This is a genomic window from Bifidobacterium sp. WK041_4_12 (assembly GCF_041080795.1).
GTDB classification, from domain to species: domain Bacteria; phylum Actinomycetota; class Actinomycetes; order Actinomycetales; family Bifidobacteriaceae; genus Bombiscardovia; species Bombiscardovia aquikefiricola.
The window spans coordinates 616,164-630,956 of sequence record NZ_CP129674.1 but is presented as its reverse complement, the minus strand read 5'-3'; the positions used below and the strand labels follow the sequence as shown (position 1 = coordinate 630,956).

At 54.8% G+C, this 14,793-nt stretch carries 23 protein-coding genes; all 23 read right to left on the bottom strand.

What is annotated here, in order from left to right; genetic code table 11:
• Positions 1-18 precede the first annotated feature (18 nt).
• On the bottom strand, positions 19-204 hold the full coding sequence (rpmD, locus tag QN215_RS02760; RefSeq protein WP_369344605.1) for a 50S ribosomal protein L30: 186 nt from the start codon (positions 202-204) through the stop codon (positions 19-21).
• Positions 204-971, bottom strand: a complete 768-nt coding sequence (rpsE, locus tag QN215_RS02755; RefSeq protein WP_369344604.1) for a 30S ribosomal protein S5 — start codon at positions 969-971, stop codon at positions 204-206. The genes rpmD and rpsE overlap by 1 nt, the downstream gene beginning before the upstream one ends.
• Positions 968-1,339, bottom strand: a complete 372-nt coding sequence (rplR, locus tag QN215_RS02750; protein WP_369344603.1) for a 50S ribosomal protein L18 — start codon at positions 1,337-1,339, stop codon at positions 968-970. The genes rpsE and rplR overlap by 4 nt, the downstream gene beginning before the upstream one ends.
• Positions 1,340-1,341: 2 nt before the next feature.
• Positions 1,342-1,881, bottom strand: a complete 540-nt coding sequence (gene rplF, locus QN215_RS02745) for a 50S ribosomal protein L6 (RefSeq protein WP_369344602.1) — start codon at positions 1,879-1,881, stop codon at positions 1,342-1,344.
• 17 nt (positions 1,882-1,898) lie between these two features.
• Positions 1,899-2,297, bottom strand: a complete 399-nt coding sequence (gene rpsH, locus QN215_RS02740; protein ID WP_369344601.1) for a 30S ribosomal protein S8 — start codon at positions 2,295-2,297, stop codon at positions 1,899-1,901.
• 83 nt (positions 2,298-2,380) lie between these two features.
• Positions 2,381-2,566 (bottom strand): type Z 30S ribosomal protein S14, encoded by a 186-nt coding sequence (locus tag QN215_RS02735; RefSeq protein ID WP_094694439.1) that lies wholly within the window; start codon positions 2,564-2,566, stop codon positions 2,381-2,383.
• Between the two features lies 1 nt (position 2,567).
• Positions 2,568-3,149 carry a 50S ribosomal protein L5 gene (rplE, locus tag QN215_RS02730; protein WP_369344600.1) on the bottom strand — a complete coding sequence of 194 codons (582 nt, stop codon included), beginning with the start codon at positions 3,147-3,149 and terminating at the stop codon, positions 2,568-2,570.
• Entirely contained in the window at positions 3,146-3,481 is a 336-nt protein-coding gene (gene rplX, locus QN215_RS02725; protein WP_369344599.1) for a 50S ribosomal protein L24, read from the bottom strand. The genes rplE and rplX overlap by 4 nt, the downstream gene beginning before the upstream one ends.
• Before the next feature lies 1 nt (position 3,482).
• Positions 3,483-3,851, bottom strand: a complete 369-nt coding sequence (gene rplN, locus QN215_RS02720; protein ID WP_094694444.1) for a 50S ribosomal protein L14 — start codon at positions 3,849-3,851, stop codon at positions 3,483-3,485.
• A gap of 79 nt (positions 3,852-3,930) precedes the next feature.
• Entirely contained in the window at positions 3,931-4,197 is a 267-nt protein-coding gene (rpsQ, locus tag QN215_RS02715) for a 30S ribosomal protein S17 (RefSeq protein WP_094694446.1), read from the bottom strand.
• Positions 4,198-4,199: 2 nt separating this feature from the next.
• Positions 4,200-4,466 (bottom strand): 50S ribosomal protein L29, encoded by a 267-nt coding sequence (gene rpmC, locus QN215_RS02710; protein WP_369344598.1) that lies wholly within the window; start codon positions 4,464-4,466, stop codon positions 4,200-4,202.
• Positions 4,466-4,885, bottom strand: a complete 420-nt coding sequence (gene rplP, locus QN215_RS02705) for a 50S ribosomal protein L16 (protein WP_094694450.1) — start codon at positions 4,883-4,885, stop codon at positions 4,466-4,468. The genes rpmC and rplP overlap by 1 nt, the downstream gene beginning before the upstream one ends.
• A gap of 4 nt (positions 4,886-4,889) precedes the next feature.
• The gene (gene rpsC / locus QN215_RS02700; RefSeq protein ID WP_369344597.1) at positions 4,890-5,717 is read right to left on the bottom strand and encodes a 30S ribosomal protein S3; all 828 of its coding nucleotides are present in this window, start codon (positions 5,715-5,717) and stop codon (positions 4,890-4,892) included.
• A complete protein-coding gene (gene rplV / locus QN215_RS02695) occupies positions 5,717-6,076 on the bottom strand; it encodes a 50S ribosomal protein L22 (RefSeq protein ID WP_369344596.1) in 360 nt (119 codons plus the stop codon). Before rplV ends, rpsC begins: the two co-directional genes overlap by 1 nt.
• A gap of 21 nt (positions 6,077-6,097) precedes the next feature.
• Positions 6,098-6,376, bottom strand: a complete 279-nt coding sequence (rpsS, locus tag QN215_RS02690; RefSeq protein WP_369344595.1) for a 30S ribosomal protein S19 — start codon at positions 6,374-6,376, stop codon at positions 6,098-6,100.
• Between the two features lie 15 nt (positions 6,377-6,391).
• Positions 6,392-7,222: a 50S ribosomal protein L2 gene (gene rplB, locus QN215_RS02685; protein ID WP_369344594.1), complete on the bottom strand. Its 831-nt coding sequence runs from the start codon at positions 7,220-7,222 to the stop codon at positions 6,392-6,394.
• A gap of 34 nt (positions 7,223-7,256) precedes the next feature.
• Positions 7,257-7,553 (bottom strand): 50S ribosomal protein L23, encoded by a 297-nt coding sequence (gene rplW, locus QN215_RS02680; RefSeq protein ID WP_369344593.1) that lies wholly within the window; start codon positions 7,551-7,553, stop codon positions 7,257-7,259.
• A 5-nt stretch (positions 7,554-7,558) separates the two neighbouring features.
• A complete protein-coding gene (gene rplD, locus QN215_RS02675; RefSeq protein WP_369344592.1) occupies positions 7,559-8,233 on the bottom strand; it encodes a 50S ribosomal protein L4 in 675 nt (224 codons plus the stop codon).
• Between the two features lie 4 nt (positions 8,234-8,237).
• Entirely contained in the window at positions 8,238-8,891 is a 654-nt protein-coding gene (gene rplC / locus QN215_RS02670) for a 50S ribosomal protein L3 (protein ID WP_369344591.1), read from the bottom strand.
• Positions 8,892-8,907: 16 nt separating this feature from the next.
• A complete protein-coding gene (gene rpsJ, locus QN215_RS02665; RefSeq protein WP_003827292.1) occupies positions 8,908-9,216 on the bottom strand; it encodes a 30S ribosomal protein S10 in 309 nt (102 codons plus the stop codon).
• Between the two features lie 419 nt (positions 9,217-9,635).
• Entirely contained in the window at positions 9,636-10,706 is a 1,071-nt protein-coding gene (locus QN215_RS02660) for a 3-isopropylmalate dehydrogenase (RefSeq protein ID WP_369344590.1), read from the bottom strand.
• Between the two features lie 220 nt (positions 10,707-10,926).
• Positions 10,927-13,353, bottom strand: a complete 2,427-nt coding sequence (locus QN215_RS02655) for a S9 family peptidase (protein WP_369344589.1) — start codon at positions 13,351-13,353, stop codon at positions 10,927-10,929.
• Between the two features lie 133 nt (positions 13,354-13,486).
• A complete protein-coding gene (locus QN215_RS02650) occupies positions 13,487-14,692 on the bottom strand; it encodes an App1 family protein (RefSeq protein WP_369344587.1) in 1,206 nt (401 codons plus the stop codon).
• Positions 14,693-14,793 lie beyond the last annotated feature (101 nt).

Below are 14,793 nucleotides of genomic sequence, written 5' to 3'. Positions count from 1 at the left end.
CAGTTGTAGAAGCCATAATCAGTCCACCTCCTCAACGGTGACCAGGTGACGAACAGCATGTGCCATGCCACGATATACAGGCGTGTCTTCACGAACGACGCTCTGACCGATCTTGTGCAGACCGAGCGAAAGAACGTTGTTCTTCTGACGAGCTGTCTGATTGACAAGGCCCTTGACAAGTGTGATCTTGATTTGCTTAGTCATCACTCACCATCTTTCTGCTCAGCGGCAGCAGCCTTGGCCTTTGCCTCTTCGCGCTCCTTGCGAGCCTCAGCAATGCCTTCGGCGCGTGCACGAAGCAGCGCGTCAGGAGCGACCTGCTCGACCGTCAGACCACGGCGTGACGCGATCTCCTCTGGCTCTTCAAGCTGCTGCAAAGCTGCGACAGTTGCTCGAACCATGTTGATGGCCGTTGCGGATCCCATCGACTTGCTCAGAATGTCGGTGATTCCAGCGCATTCAAGGACTGCACGGACTGGACCACCGGCGATAACGCCGGTTCCTGGAGCGGCCGGACGAAGCAGTACGGTACCTGCTGCCTCATGACCGATAACAGGATGTGTCACAGTACCGCGAACGCGTGGAACGGTGAACATGTTCTTCTTTGCGTCCAACTGACCCTTGGCGATTGCAGCAGGAACCTCACGGGACTTGCCATAGCCAACGCCCACGGTGCCCTTGCCATCGCCAACAACTACGAGAGCTGCGAAGCTAAAGGTACGACCACCCTTGTGAACCTTTGCCACACGGTTGATGGTAACGACGCGGTCGAGCAGTTCGTCACGGTTGTCATCACGATCCTTGCGACCGCGACGGCCCTCACCACGACGTCCTTCACCGCGTCCGCCACGACGACCACGGCGGTCATCATTGCGGTTGTCGTTACGGCTGTCATTGTTGCTCGATGAACCCTGGGCTGCCTGAGTTTCCTCAGTTGCCTTGGTTTCCTTAGTATTCTGGTTGTCGCTCACAGTGCCAAACCTCCCTCACGGGCTCCGTCTGCAACAGCTGCGACGCGTCCATGATACTTGTTGCCGCCACGGTCGAAGACTACCTCGGAAATACCCTTGTCCTGAGCCTTCTTCGCAACCAATTCGCCGACTTTCTTGGCAGCCTCAGTCTTGCTTCCCTTGAAATCAGAGAAATCGGACATCAGTGTGGATTCGCTGACCAGAGTCAGACCCTTGGAATCATCAACGATCTGAGCGATCATGTTGCGGTTCGAACGGGTAATGACGAGACGCGGACGTGTCGCCGTTCCCACCACACTCTTGCGCAGGCGTGCATGACGGCGGATACGAGCAACGCTCTTACCCTTACCGAAAATCTTGACTGTCATGGTTACTTACCAGCCTTTCCAGCCTTGCGAATGATGTGTTCGTTATCATATTTGATTCCCTTGCCCTTGTAAGGTTCGGGAGCGCGGAGCTTGCGGATGTTTGCAGCAACCTGGCCAACAGCCTGCTTGTCCGTTCCATGCACGATGACCTCGTTGGCGTTAGGCAGCTCGAAAGTGATGCCTTCCGGAGGATCAACCGTGATGGTGTGCGAGTATCCAAGGAAGAACTCGAGGCCCTTGCCCTTGGCGACCACGCGGTAACCGGTTCCGATGATCATCAAGTGCTTGGTGAAGCCCTCGTGAACACCCTGAACCATTGAGGCGATGATCGAGCGGCTCAATCCGTGGTTTGCACGGGTTGGACGCAGATCGTCAGAAGCTTCCAACGTGATGGTACCGTCTTCAAACTTTCCAGTAATGCCTTCTGGAATAGTGTAAGAATCGGTGCCCTTGGAGCCCTTAGCAGTGAATTCCTGTCCCTTGATCGCGACTTCGACGCCAGCCGGAACGGCGATAGGGAGCTTACCAATATGTGATGCCATGAGTTAGCTCTCCTTTCTCACCAAACGTAGGCGACGATTTCGCCGCCGATGCCCCGGTCGAGGCATTCCTTTTGTGTCAGCAATCCGGCACTTGTCGAAATGATTGCAATGCCGAGACCACCCAAAGGCATGGGGAGTGAATCGGACTTTGCATAACGACGAAGGCCTGGCTTGGAAACGCGCTTAATGCCCTGAAGGCTACGCTCTCCCGTTGGACCGTACTTGAGTGTCACCTCAAGGGTCTGACCGACCTTGGCCTCTTTTGCCGAGTAATCTGAGATAAATCCTTCACGCTGAAGAATCTGGGCGATATTCGCCTTGAATTTTGAATACGGCATTTGAACGGTGTCGTGTTTTGCCGCACTCGCATTGCGCAGACGCGTAAGCATGTCTGCGATTGGATCTGTCATTGTCATGTGGGCTTATGCCCTTCCTCGCCGTGGTTTCCGCCGCCCACCAGAATTGATTCCGGTGAGCCGCGGACCTTCAGCGTCGATGTTTACCAACTGGACTTCGTAACTCCGGGCAGTTCACCACGGTGGGCCTTCTCGCGAAGGCAGATGCGGCACAGGCCGAATTTGCGATAGACGGAGTGGGGACGACCGCAAACCTGGCAACGTGTATAGTCACGCACCTTGAACTTGGGCTTTGCGGCCGCTTTGTTCTTAAGAGCGGTTTTTGCCATATCAGTTCTCCTTGAAGGGGAAGCCGAGGTGCTTCAGGAGCACGCGAGCTTCCGCGTCTACCTTCGTGGTGGTGACAACGGTGATGTCCATACCACGCTGGTGATCAATCTCGTCTGGATCAATCTCATGGAACATCGACTGTTCTGTGAGACCAAAGTTATAATTGCCGTTGCCATCGAATTGCTTGCTGCTGATACCACGGAAATCGCGGATTCTTGGCAGAGCAAGGGTGAGCAGACGATCAAGGAACTCCCACATGCGGTCGCCGCGAAGCGTCACGTATGCACCGATGGCCTGACCTTCACGCAGATGGAACTGTGCGACAGACTTCTTGGCCTTGGTGACCTTTGGCTTCTGACCGGTGATTGCGGTGAGATCCTCGATTGCGCCTTCGATGAGCTTCGAGTCACGTGCTGCGGCTCCGACCCCCATGGAGACGACGATCTTCTCAAGACGTGCAACGCGCATCGGGTTGGAATACTTGAATTCCTTCTCGAGCTCAGGAACGATGGCCTCGTTGTATTGCTTCTTGAGACGTGGAACTGCAGGTGCTTCGACAGCAGTTGATGTTGTTTCGCTCATGCCAGCTCCTTTCCTGACTTCTTTGCAACGCGTGTGCGCAAAGTCTTGACTTTACCGTCACGTGCCTCTTGCGAGACCTTGATGCCTACGCGGGTAGGTGCCTTGGTCTCTGGATCGACGATCATGACGTTTGAACGATGAATTGGGGCTTCAACCGAAACGATGCCTGACTGCTGACCCTGCTGGGTTGCACGAACATGCTTCTTGACAATCTGCACACCCTCGACAATGAGACGATCATTGCTGAGAATACTGGTTACCTTGCCCTCTTTGCCGCGATCCTTGCCACGAATAACCTTGACTTGGTCGCCTGTTTTGATCTTCGCTACCATCTCAGATCACCTCCGGTGCGAGAGACACGATCTTCATGAAGCGCCTATCACGGAGCTCACGACCGACCGGCCCGAAAATACGCGTACCACGAGGTTCACGACCTGAACCGAGGATAACAGCTGCATTCTCATCGAATTTAATGTAGGAGCCGTCTGGACGACGGTGTTCCTTTACTGTACGGACGATAACGGCCTTGACCACTTCGCCCTTCTTGACCGACCCTCCGGGAATGGCATCCTTGACGGAGGCGACGATAACATCGCCGATGCCGGCATAGCGTCGCTTCGATCCACCGAGCACTCGGATGGCCAAGATCTCCTTGGCACCCGTGTTGTCGGCGACATGAAGCCGCGATTCCTGCTGAATCATTGATTCTCCTTAGCCGAGCTGGTTCTCCCTGCACACCACTTGCGATGAGGCGGTGTGCACGGAGCCTTGCCGAACTTGTTTACTTAGCGCGCTCGACGATTGATTCGAGACGCCAACGCTTGGTCTTGCTCAGTGGACGAGTTTCCATGATACTCACGAGATCACCCAAGTGAGCATCATTCTTCTCGTCATGAACCTTGACCTTACGAGTGGAACGCACGACCTTGCCATACAGCGGGTGGGTCGAACGCTGCTCGAGCTCGACGGTGATGGTCTTGTCCATAGTTTCAGACACGACGTATCCACGACGAACCTTGCGGAAGTTACGCTCTTGCTTTTCAGCCATGCTTACTTCTCCTCAGCTTCACTAGCGGTGTTGTCACCCTCAGCAGGGATAGGGCTGATGCCAAGTTCGCGTTCGCGAAGAATGGTGTACATTCTTGCGATATCATGCTTGACTGCCTTGATCCTAGTCTGGTTGTCGAGCTGACCGGTTGCGGCTTGGAAGCGCAGGTTGAAGAGCTCTTCCTTGGACTTCTTGAGGAAGCCTTCGATTTCCGCGTTGGTCTTCTCGCCGAGGGTCTTGATTGTATATTCAGCTGTTCCGACTGACATCAGATGTCACCGCCTTCACGAGCGATAATTCTGCATTTCATTGGTAATTTGTCGATTGCACGGCGCAGAGCCTCGCGAGCGACATCCTCGGTAACGCCACCGATCTCGAACATGACGCGACCTGGGTGAACGTTAGCGATCCAGAACTCAGGCACACCCTTACCGGAACCCATTCGAGCTCCCAGCGCGTGCTTGGTGAGTGGACGATCAGGGAAGATCGTGATCCACACACGACCGCCACGCTTGATGTAACGGGTCATGGCGATACGCGACGCCTCAATCTGACGGTTGGTGACATAAGCAGGAGCAAGAGCCTGGATTCCGTAATCGCCGAAAGCGATTTCGTTTCCACCCTTAGACATTCCCCGACGAGTCGGGCGTTGCTGCTTGCGATACTTTGTTCTCTTTGGGATAAGCATCAGCTCACTCCTTTGCTTCTGTTGTCGCAGGTGCGGCAGCTGCTGCAGGCTGAGCCTGAGCAGCTTGCGGAGCGGCGTTCTGCTGAGCCTGCTGACCGCGGCCTTCTGACTGACGAGAGCCTCTACGTGGGCGACGGTCACCACGACGGCCTTGACGGCCACCCTGCTGAGCCTGCTGCTCTTCGAACTCGCGCTCGGTCATGTCACCCTTGTAAATCCAAACCTTGACACCGATGCGGCCATAGGTGGTACGAGCTTCAAAGAATCCGTAATCGATGAGCGCACGCAGAGTCTGCAGAGGCACGCGGCCTTCGCGATAGAACTCTGAACGGCTCATTTCAGCTCCGCCGAGACGGCCGGAAAGCTTGATTCGAATACCCTTGGCTCCTGCACGCATGGCGTCCTGCTGAGCCTTGCGCATTGCACGGCGGAAGGTCACACGGTTGGTGAGCTGCTCCGCAATGCCCTGAGCTACAAGCTGAGCATCCAATGTTGCATTCTTGACTTCGAAGATATTGAGCTGAACCTGTTTGCCGGTCAGCTTCTCGATCTTTGCACGAACGCGCTCTGCTTCCGCACCACGACGTCCAATGACGATACCTGGACGTGCAGTGTGGATGTCAACGCGAACGCGGTCACGGGTGCGCTCGATGATCACGCGGGACACGCCTGCGCGCTCGAGATCCTTGTTCATGACCTTGCGGATCTTGTCATCTTCGAGAACGAAATCACGGTAGCGTTCGCCGGACTTGTTGGAGTCCGAGAACCACTTGCTGCGATGATCCTCGGTAATGCCGAGTCGATACCCGAACGGGTTAATCTTCTGTCCCATTATCGGGCTCCTTCCTTGTCGGCCACTACCACGGTGATGTGACTGGTCCTCTTGTTGATGCGCGCTGCGCGGCCCTGTGCACGAGCACGGAAACGCTTCAATGTAACGCCCTCATCAACATAAGTCTCAGTGATCACGAGATTGTTCTCGTGGAATGCCTCGTTGGCCTTGTCAGCCTTGACGCGGGCATTCGCAATTGCACTCTCCAGAGCCTTGCGAACGGGAACCGCCGCATCCTGTGGAGCGAATTTGAGAATGGTCACAGCCTCTGTCGCCTGCTTGCCTCGGATGAGGTTGACCATGCGGCGAGCTTTGCGCGGCGTCACGCGTACGTGACGAGCGATTGCTTTAGCTTCCATGTGTCTCTACTCTTCCTCGCCTCAGCGGCGTACTTTCTTATCGTCCTTCACATGCCCCTTGAAGGTGCGGGTTGGTGCAAACTCACCGAGCTTGTGACCGACCATAGCCTCGGTGACGAACACCGGAACATGCTTACGACCATCGTGAACAGCGAAAGTGTGTCCGATGAAATCAGGAGTGATCATCGACCTGCGTGACCATGTCTTGATAACGTTCTTCGTACCCTTGTCGTTCTGCTCGTCGACTTTCTTCTGCAAGTGGGCGTCGACGAATGGGCCCTTCTTGATGCTTCGAGTCATCTTTTCGACACTCCCTTACTTGCGGTTCTTGCCACTGGTGCGACGACGAACAATCATCTTGTTCGAAGCCTTCTTAGGATGACGTGTACGAACCTCACCCTTGCCCCAAGGCGAAACCGGCGGCTTGCCACCGCGCGTACGACCACCATGTGGATGGTCTACAGGATTCATTGATTCACCACGTGTGATAGGACGCTTGCCTACCCAGCGTGCACGTCCGGCCTTACCCAACTCAAGATTGGCATGATCGGAGTTACCGACCTCACCGATCGTTGCGCGGCAACGTGCATCCACGTTTCTGATTTCTCCAGATGGCATGCGCAACTGAGCGAAAGCACCATCCTTGGCGACCAGCTGAACGGCAGCACCTGCTGAACGGGCAATCTTCGCTCCACCGAGTGGACGAAGCTCGATTGCGTGAACAACGGTACCGGTTGGGATATTGCGCAGAGGCAGGTTGTTGCCAGGCTTGATATCAGCCTGTGCACCGGTCTCGATGCGATCACCCTGGCTAATGCCTTCAGGTGCTACGATGTAGCGCTTCTCACCATCAGCGAAATGCAGCAGCGCAATGCGAGCCGAACGATTCGGATCGTATTCGATATGCGCAACGGTTGCTGGCACGCCATCCTTGTCCCAACGCTTGAAATCGATGAGACGATACTGGCGCTTGTGACCGCCACCACGATGACGGCTTGTGATACGGCCGTATGAGTTACGACCGCCAGTCTTGCTTAGTTTGCGCAGAAGCGACTTCTCAGGCGTCGAGCGCGTGATTTCGGAGAAATCCGAAACTGACGCATTGCGACGGCCCGCAGTAGTCGGCTTATATGTGCGGATAGCCATAATGTAGTTCTTCCTAACTTTTGTCGGCTAGCCTTCAGTTGCCGAAGATATCGATCGTCTGACCTTCAGCAACGCTCACGATGGCGCGCTTCTGGTTCGCACGCTGGCCAAGGCCGGTACGAGTGCGCTGCGTCTTGCCGCGACGGTTGAAGGTGTTGACGTTCGTTACCTTGACATTGAAGATCTGCTCAATTGCCTGCTTGATCTGAACCTTGTTGGAATTCGGGGCAACCACGAATGTGTATTGGCCGCGATCTGAATTCGCATAGCTCTTCTCGGAAACAACTGGCTTAATGATGACATCATGCAGTGGCTTATGAATTGCTGACATGAGAATCAGGCCTCCTTGGCGACAGCGGTCGCTGAACCGGTTTTCGCAGCGATGAAGGCATCGAAGCCATCCTTGCTGAAAACGAGATCCTGAGCGGTGACCACGTCGTATGTGTTGAGCTGATCTGCGAAGAGAACATGCACGGTTGGCAGGTTCCTTACGGAAAGCCATTCGTTGACATTCTCACGTGCCAGAACCACGGTTGCGAAACGCTGTTCGGCAACCTGAAGCAGCACTGCACTCGCAGTCTTCGTCGATGGGGTATCGGAGATACCGAAATCAACAACGTGCACGCGACCTGCATTTGCGCGGTCAGAAAGCATGTAGCGAAGTGCCGCAGCCTTCATTTTCTTAGGTGTGCGCTGTGAATAGTCACGAGGCACTGGTCCGTGGACGATTGCGCCACCGGCCCATTGTGGAGAACGAATCGAACCCTGACGAGCGCGACCGGTTCCCTTCTGCTTCCATGGCTTGCGACCTCCACCGGAAACGGTGGAGCGAGTCTTCACGGCGTGAGTGCCCTGACGAGCAGCTGCGAGCTGAGCCACAACTACCTGGTGCACCAACGGAATGTGGTCTTGGATATCTTCAGATGAAATTCCGAACAGATCCTCAGGAGCTTCCACGGTTGCAGTGGACTTGCCCGAAGCATCGGTGACGTTCAGAGAAATGTTAGCCATGGTTTCAGGCTCCCTTCACTGCGGAACGAACGAGAACGATGCTGCCCTTTGGCCCTGGAACAGCGCCCTTGACGGCGATGATTCCATTGGCTGAATCTGCAGAAACGACAGTGAGATTCAAAGTAGTTGCAGTTTCATTGCCCATACGGCCAGCCATGTGCTTGCCCTTGAGAATGCGGCCTGGTGTGGCGCATGCGCCAACTGAACCTGGGCGACGTTCGTTTTTGTGTGAACCGTGGGTACGACGATAGGACTTGAAGCCCCAGCGCTTGATTGTTCCTGCGAAGCCCTTGCCCTTGCTGGTGCCTGTGACATCAACCTGAGCGCCTTCCGGAAGCAGTTCCACGGTCAGCTCTTGACCTGGCTTGTAATTGTCGGCATCCTCGGTGCGAACCTCAACGAGGTGGCGACGAGGAGTGACTCCAGCCTTGGCAAAATGACCAGCGAGTGGCTTGGTCACCTTGAGTGGGTCAATCTGTCCATAACCGATCTGAACGGCGTGATAGCCGTCAGTTGCTTCGGTTTTGACAGCGGTAACTACGTTGGTGGAAACGTCCACCAGAGTCACTGGAACGAAGAAGCCGTTTCCGTCCCAGACTTGCGACATACCTAGCTTCTTGCCAAGTAGCGCAGTGCGATGTGCTTGCTGTGCAGTCATAACGGTTCCCTCCCCCCTAGAGCTTGATCTCGATATTGACATCTGCGGGCAGGTCGATATGCATCAATGAATCCACAGCCTTAGGTGTGGGATCGACGATATCGATGAGACGCTTGTGTGTGCGCATCTCAAAGTGCTCGCGAGAATCCTTGTATTTATGAGGAGAACGGATGACACAGAATACGTTCTTCTCTGTCGGCAGAGGAACTGGGCCAACAACTGTTGCACCCGCATTCGTCACTGTCTCGACAATTTTCTTCGCCGACTGGTCGATGACCTCATGGTCATAGGACTTAAGCCTGATGCGGATTTTCTGTCCCGCCATTGCCTTCCGCCCTTTCTTGCGATTGATTCTGATTAACAACCTATCTACGGGCATCGAAGGCAGGCAAACCAAGACAAGCTCAGTGAGCCAAACCACATCAATGCGTGACCATGCAACGACCGCTTTCGCAACCGTTGTGCCACGCTCGCTTTTTTAATTACAAAGTGCGAGCCCAAAACAGGCAACTGCTCTATTAAAGCACAAGGTACCCCTGACATAAACCGGGCGTGTCGTCTGATTATCAGACGACACGCCCGTGACCATTCATCCTAGTGAACGAGAAACGCACCTTCTGCAACAGCATTTCGAGTTTTGTTGCCTTTTTGAAGTATATATGCCGAATTCACTGAGTTTTCGGACCGGTATGATGCGAAAAACGCGGTAGCTATCTGAAAAAGGCAACAAAACTCGATATCACGTCACAATCTTGCGAGAATATCGGCTCCTACTTCAGCCGTGAAACGTTGTGCGGTGGCGGATTCCTTGATATCGGCCTCGACCGCGACTTCGATCCGGTCAGCAGGGGCATCGATGCCGAGGTGTCGCAGCATCAGAGCTGTCGAGAGTATCGCGGCGGTTGGGTTGGCGATGCCTTTGCCAGCAATGTCAGGGGCCGATCCGTGTATGGGCTCGAACATGGAAGGATATTCGTTCGAAGCATTGATATTGGCTGAGGCTGAGTAGCCGACTCCTCCGACTACTGCACCTGCCTCGTCGGTGAGGATGTCGCCAAAGAGATTGTCTGTCAAGATCACGTCGAAGCGGCTCGGATCAGTGACGATGAATATGGTCGCCGCATCAACATGCTGATAGTCGGTCGTAACCTCGGGGAACTCCTTCGCTACGGCATCGACGATGCGCTGCCACATGTCACCGGCATTCGTGAGCACGTTTTTCTTGTGCACCAGCGTCACATGCTTGCGACGCTTCATCGCCAGCGCAAATGCATAGCGAACCACACGTTCGACGCCGAATGCAGTATTAATGGACACTTCGGTTGCGACTTCATGGGGAGTTCCTCGACGAATGGCGCCGCCGGCACCGACGTAGAGTCCTTCCGTTCCTTCGCGAACGACGACGAAATCGATGTTCCCTGGATTGGCAAGCGGCGACTTCACCCCGTCATAGAGCTTCGATGGGCGAAGGTTGATGTATTGATCGAGCGCAAAACGAAGTTTCAGCAACAGACCGCGCTCGATGATGCCTGCCTTGATGCGGGGATCGCCGACCGCTCCAAGAAGAATGGCATCCTTGGTCTTGATACGTTCCAGCTCGTCATCCGGCAGCGTGGACCCATCGCGAAGATATCGTTCGGCACCCAGATCAAAGGTCTCATAATTGAAGTGCACGAGGCCTTGGGTCGCCTTTTCGAGAACCGCCTGGACGTGGGGCATGATCTCCTTGCCGATGCCATCACCTGGAATGACGGCGATGTTGTACGCGCTGGTTGGCGATTGTTCTGTTCTTTGAGTCTTCTCGCTTTGAGTCATGTCTCATGACAATAGGCAACAATGGATAAGGGCCATCGTCTGCGTCCGACAATTGGACAGAATGTTATCAATATTTGGATTTGATTCGAACGCGCTTACTTGTTGAGCGCGTCGGGCTGGTTGAGCACATCAGGCTGGTTGGGCAAGTTGAGCCAGTCGAACCGTCGAACCCCGGCCGCCCACCGCTGGACCGCAGCGCTCATGGCCGTTTCAGCGGAGCTCACATGTCGATGCTGGGCGCACATCCCATCATGGAGAGGCACCATGCAACTTCAAAGCAGAGCTCCTCCCACTGCTTGTATCGCCCGGTCGTTCCGCCATGTCCCGCTTCGACTTCAATCTTTGCGCAGACTTTGGCGCCCACTTCCTTCTCGCTCAGTCGCGCAGCCCACTTCAGTGGCTCTACGTACAGCACGCGAGTATCGTTCATCGAGGTCGTGATGAGGATGTTCGGGAAATGTTCAGTCCCGAAACGTTGCCTACGTTCCGCAGCGCTGAGCACGTTCTCATATGGCGAATATGACCTCATATATGCGTATGCCTTCGGATCGTGCAGTGGATCGCCCCATTCATCCCATTCGGTCACTGTCAGTGGCAGGCTTGGATCAAGGATGGAGGTCAGCGCATCGACGAATGGAACATCCGCCTCGATTCCTGCGTAGAGCTGCGGAGCCATATTCGCAATCGCGCCCATCAGCAGCCCTCCTGCCGAACCTCCATTGGCAACGGTGTGCTGCGGATCGGCGAATCCTGCTCGTTGCAATGCGGCTGTGGCATCGATGAAATCCTCAAAGGTATGCTTCTTGTTGAGTCTTCTCCCCTGCTCATACCATGCACGACCCATTTCGCCGCCTCCGCGAACGTGAGGCAGAGCATAGAGCACTCCGCGATCCAGCAGACTCAGGCGCGAAACCGAGAACCCTGGATCGGAACTGATTTCATAGGCACCGTACCCCGTGATGAACATAGGCGCGCGACCTGCTGCACCTTGGGAATCGAGCCTGTCTGAGCTTGTGTCGATTTCGGTGAGCTGCACGTCAGTCATGCCCTGATATCCGCGCGCATCCAAGGCGGGAACCTTGCCCTTCTTCCAGAGCAGGGACACAGGAACGTTCGTGGCATCGCGAGTCTTCACCCAAATCTGGCATTCTGCATAGTCGTCAGGATGAAAATCGCCCAGTACTTTCGCCTGTTTCAGGAGCGTGTCAGAGCCTGTGGCCGGATCAATTTCGTGCAGTTCGGCCGGATAGGTGAAGCTCGAGAATGAATATCGCAGACGAGGCGCTTCATACGAAGGATTGCCCGCTGTACCAATCGAGAACAGCCCTTTGGCATTCGCCGCTGTGGTGCCGATCGGAGCTGGTTCAATCTCCTTGAAATGCCAAGGATTTCCCGCTGTGTAATCCTCAATTGCCTGACGTTTGGTAATTGCCGCCAGATGGGTCAGCCCATTGGCCCGGTAACCCAAGGTAATGAATTGCTGATGGATGTCGAGGCTTTCGATATTCAAGCCGCGAGCGCCTTGGAGAATCTGCGGGTTTGCGGGATTCCAGTCTGGCGTATCGATGGGCTGGCTGGCAAACTCTCCGCCCTGCTCGCAACCGTATGTGCTTCCTGCCGCTATGCACACGCCTTCATCGAGCTGGTATGGCGGCTTGTGGCTGCGCATGTCGATGATATTGATTTGAAAATTCGGGTTCGACACATTGTGGCAGACCACTGCAACCGGAATGTCAGAGCCGTCATCGGCTGCGTGTTCAAAGCGTGAGAAGCTGACATCGTACTCGATGCCCTCGTGCCTGGGGATGAAGGGAATGAAATCTCCCTCAGGGTTGTCAACGGAGAGGAGCAGCACCTCGCTTGTTGTTTTGGAGCTGCTTCCAATGATGATGTGGCGCTCGTCGAAACTGAGACCGACGCCAACCCAGAAGCGTTCGTCGGCTTCATGCCAGACGCATTGATCGTCGCTGACAGGAGTTCCTACCTTGTGCCGCCACACTGAATCCGGGCGCCAGGCATCGTCTACCGTTACATAGAACACCCATGCGCCATCCGGTGTTATCAGTCCTCCTGCAGCGACTTGTGAAATCGTTTCGTCAAGGTTTTCGCCGGTTTTCAGATCGCGTATGAACAGGTCGTAACGTTCGTTTCCGGTGGTATCGACTCCGTAGAGCAGCCAGCGTCCGTCGTTACTCATGCTCATGCCACCGATTCGGAAGAAGTCATGGCCTTGGGATTCTTCATTGCTGTCGAACACTATGGCTTCACCCGGAAGAGAACCCGGTTCACCCTGTTCGTCGATGGTAGGAACATCCCAGTCATCATCGTTGGCAACGGGAATTCTGCATTGGACGGCGTATTGCTGACCTTCTCTGGTTCGCGCAAAATACCAGTATCCGTGCGAACGCAGTGGAACGGACATGTCCGTCTCCTGAATGCGAGACTTCAACTCGTTGAACAGTTCCTTGCGCGTCGATTCGAGAGGCTTCATCACGTGCTGGCAGTATTCATTCTCTGCAGCCACGAAAGCCTGTGTTTCTGCAGCTTCCTTATCTTTCATCCACGAGTAATTGTCAATGACGCTGTTTCCTCCAGCGGTGCGAGTTGAAGGCGATTTTGGCGCTGTTGGTCTCGAAAATTCACTCATAGGCGTTGATTATAAATCGTGATTGCGAGTTTTGCGGCGATTGCCGTGTAGACAAGCCTGAAAACGCTGTGACGGCGACCAGATTTTGCCGTTTTCGCAGCTTTATACTCTGGAATTGCCGCAAAACTCGCAATCACGATTGTTTGTCGCTCATTTGGGACTGCGCGAGGTACGGAATCAGCGTTTTCATCAGATTTGAACCTGTGGTTCCGTAGAAAACGGGGATGTCGGTCTCCGGCATGGGCTGGGTGGTCGTCATTCCGGTCAGGGAAGGCAGAGCTGACTCCTTGGGACTGAGCTGACGCATTCCAATGGCTATGATCCTGCCGGGATACCGTTTCGCAATGGTTGCGTATGTGGTTGGATCCTTCTGTCCGTCATCGCCAATGAGAACGAAGCGCATTTCTGGAAAATCCGCCATGAGCTGGCCGATGAACTCAAGTTTATGCTGCACTCCCGAAGGGATGAAGCTCTTTGGCCGAGGATCCAAGTCGCGTAGGAGCAGAGGTCCAGATGGGAAGCCGTGATAGGAGATGAAATGCCGGATGGAGCTTTCGACGTTCCATGGTGAGGTTGAGAGATAGAAGAAGGGAGCGTCGGGGAAAATGTCCGAAATCTTCGAATAGAGAACGCTCATGCCGGGCACCGACATTCTCTTTCTTGGATTGAGAAGCAGCATGTTATACGCTGCCTTCCATATGGTGGGCACCTGGGTGACCATGATCGTGTCGTCGACATCCGAGACAACGCCGATTCCCGCTGCCCTGGGAATGGTATACAACGCGGAGCACACCGGGGCCCGTCCGCGAATCTTGTATGAGACGCTATGGACTCCAGGTGTGAGGTGATGCTGAGCGAGCAGATCCAGATAGCCACGCGTATCCGACCACGCGTATTTGCTGCTGAGCTCCTTCGAGGAATCGGGTCTGTCGTGAAGCTCGGATTCGCCGATCTGGACCGTGCGCAAAGGGTTGCCGTCGATGCTTATCTTGACTCGCGTATGGGGTGCTGGGACTGTGAACAACGTACGGATGCCACGAACCGCAGCCCCGGATTTTCCGCGCTGAGGCGCGAGCATGGTCCTGCAGATCAGCCTTGAGTAGGAATCCGTGCCATAGCCGACATATGGCTCGACGCGCGGGAACCAATCAAGCTGTCGCGTGACCGCCGTGGAGAAACGTGTCCACAGGTTGAAGGAATGGATCAGAACCCTTCTGCCGATCTGAATCAGCAACGGCTGACGTTCAATCCGCATGCGGGGAGAAACCGTGTCAAAGCTACTCGCAGTCTTTCTCGCACGTATTGGTGGTAAGTCGGGCGTATCCATACTCCCTACCATACACAATCTCCACACATTTCACTGAATTTGATTGTTCTCAAACACAGTTGTGTGATGCAGATCCCACAAGGCAACGAGTCTGAGTCGTCGCTACACCCTGA

Bases quoted from the DNA above. Each gene is read 5' to 3' on its own strand.
- rpmD (WP_369344605.1), bottom strand. From the start codon at position 204: ATGACTAAGCAAATCAAGATCACACTTGTCAAGGGCCTTGTCAATCAG.
- rplR (WP_369344603.1), bottom strand. From the start codon at position 1,339: ATGACAGTCAAGATTTTCGGTAAGGGTAAGAGCGTTGCTCGTATCCGC.
- rplF (WP_369344602.1), bottom strand. From the start codon at position 1,881: ATGGCATCACATATTGGTAAGCTCCCTATCGCCGTTCCGGCTGGCGTC.
- rpsH (WP_369344601.1), bottom strand. From the start codon at position 2,297: ATGACAATGACAGATCCAATCGCAGACATGCTTACGCGTCTGCGCAAT.
- QN215_RS02735 (WP_094694439.1), bottom strand. From the start codon at position 2,566: ATGGCAAAAACCGCTCTTAAGAACAAAGCGGCCGCAAAGCCCAAGTTC.
- rplE (WP_369344600.1), bottom strand. From the start codon at position 3,149: ATGAGCGAAACAACATCAACTGCTGTCGAAGCACCTGCAGTTCCACGT.
- rplX (WP_369344599.1), bottom strand. From the start codon at position 3,481: ATGGTAGCGAAGATCAAAACAGGCGACCAAGTCAAGGTTATTCGTGGC.
- rplN (WP_094694444.1), bottom strand. From the start codon at position 3,851: ATGATTCAGCAGGAATCGCGGCTTCATGTCGCCGACAACACGGGTGCC.
- rpsQ (WP_094694446.1), bottom strand. From the start codon at position 4,197: ATGGCTGAAAAGCAAGAGCGTAACTTCCGCAAGGTTCGTCGTGGATAC.
- rpmC (WP_369344598.1), bottom strand. From the start codon at position 4,466: ATGTCAGTCGGAACAGCTGAATATACAATCAAGACCCTCGGCGAGAAG.
- rplP (WP_094694450.1), bottom strand. From the start codon at position 4,885: ATGCTTATCCCAAAGAGAACAAAGTATCGCAAGCAGCAACGCCCGACT.
- rpsC (WP_369344597.1), bottom strand. From the start codon at position 5,717: ATGGGACAGAAGATTAACCCGTTCGGGTATCGACTCGGCATTACCGAG.
- rplV (WP_369344596.1), bottom strand. From the start codon at position 6,076: ATGGAAGCTAAAGCAATCGCTCGTCACGTACGCGTGACGCCGCGCAAA.
- rpsS (WP_369344595.1), bottom strand. From the start codon at position 6,376: ATGACTCGAAGCATCAAGAAGGGCCCATTCGTCGACGCCCACTTGCAG.
- rplB (WP_369344594.1), bottom strand. From the start codon at position 7,222: ATGGCTATCCGCACATATAAGCCGACTACTGCGGGCCGTCGCAATGCG.
- rplW (WP_369344593.1), bottom strand. From the start codon at position 7,553: ATGTCAGCAATTCATAAGCCACTGCATGATGTCATCATTAAGCCAGTT.
- rplD (WP_369344592.1), bottom strand. From the start codon at position 8,233: ATGGCTAACATTTCTCTGAACGTCACCGATGCTTCGGGCAAGTCCACT.
- rplC (WP_369344591.1), bottom strand. From the start codon at position 8,891: ATGACTGCACAGCAAGCACATCGCACTGCGCTACTTGGCAAGAAGCTA.
- rpsJ (WP_003827292.1), bottom strand. From the start codon at position 9,216: ATGGCGGGACAGAAAATCCGCATCAGGCTTAAGTCCTATGACCATGAG.
- QN215_RS02660 (WP_369344590.1), bottom strand. From the start codon at position 10,706: ATGACTCAAAGCGAGAAGACTCAAAGAACAGAACAATCGCCAACCAGC.
- QN215_RS02655 (WP_369344589.1), bottom strand. From the start codon at position 13,353: ATGAGTGAATTTTCGAGACCAACAGCGCCAAAATCGCCTTCAACTCGC.
- QN215_RS02650 (WP_369344587.1), bottom strand. From the start codon at position 14,692: ATGGTAGGGAGTATGGATACGCCCGACTTACCACCAATACGTGCGAGA.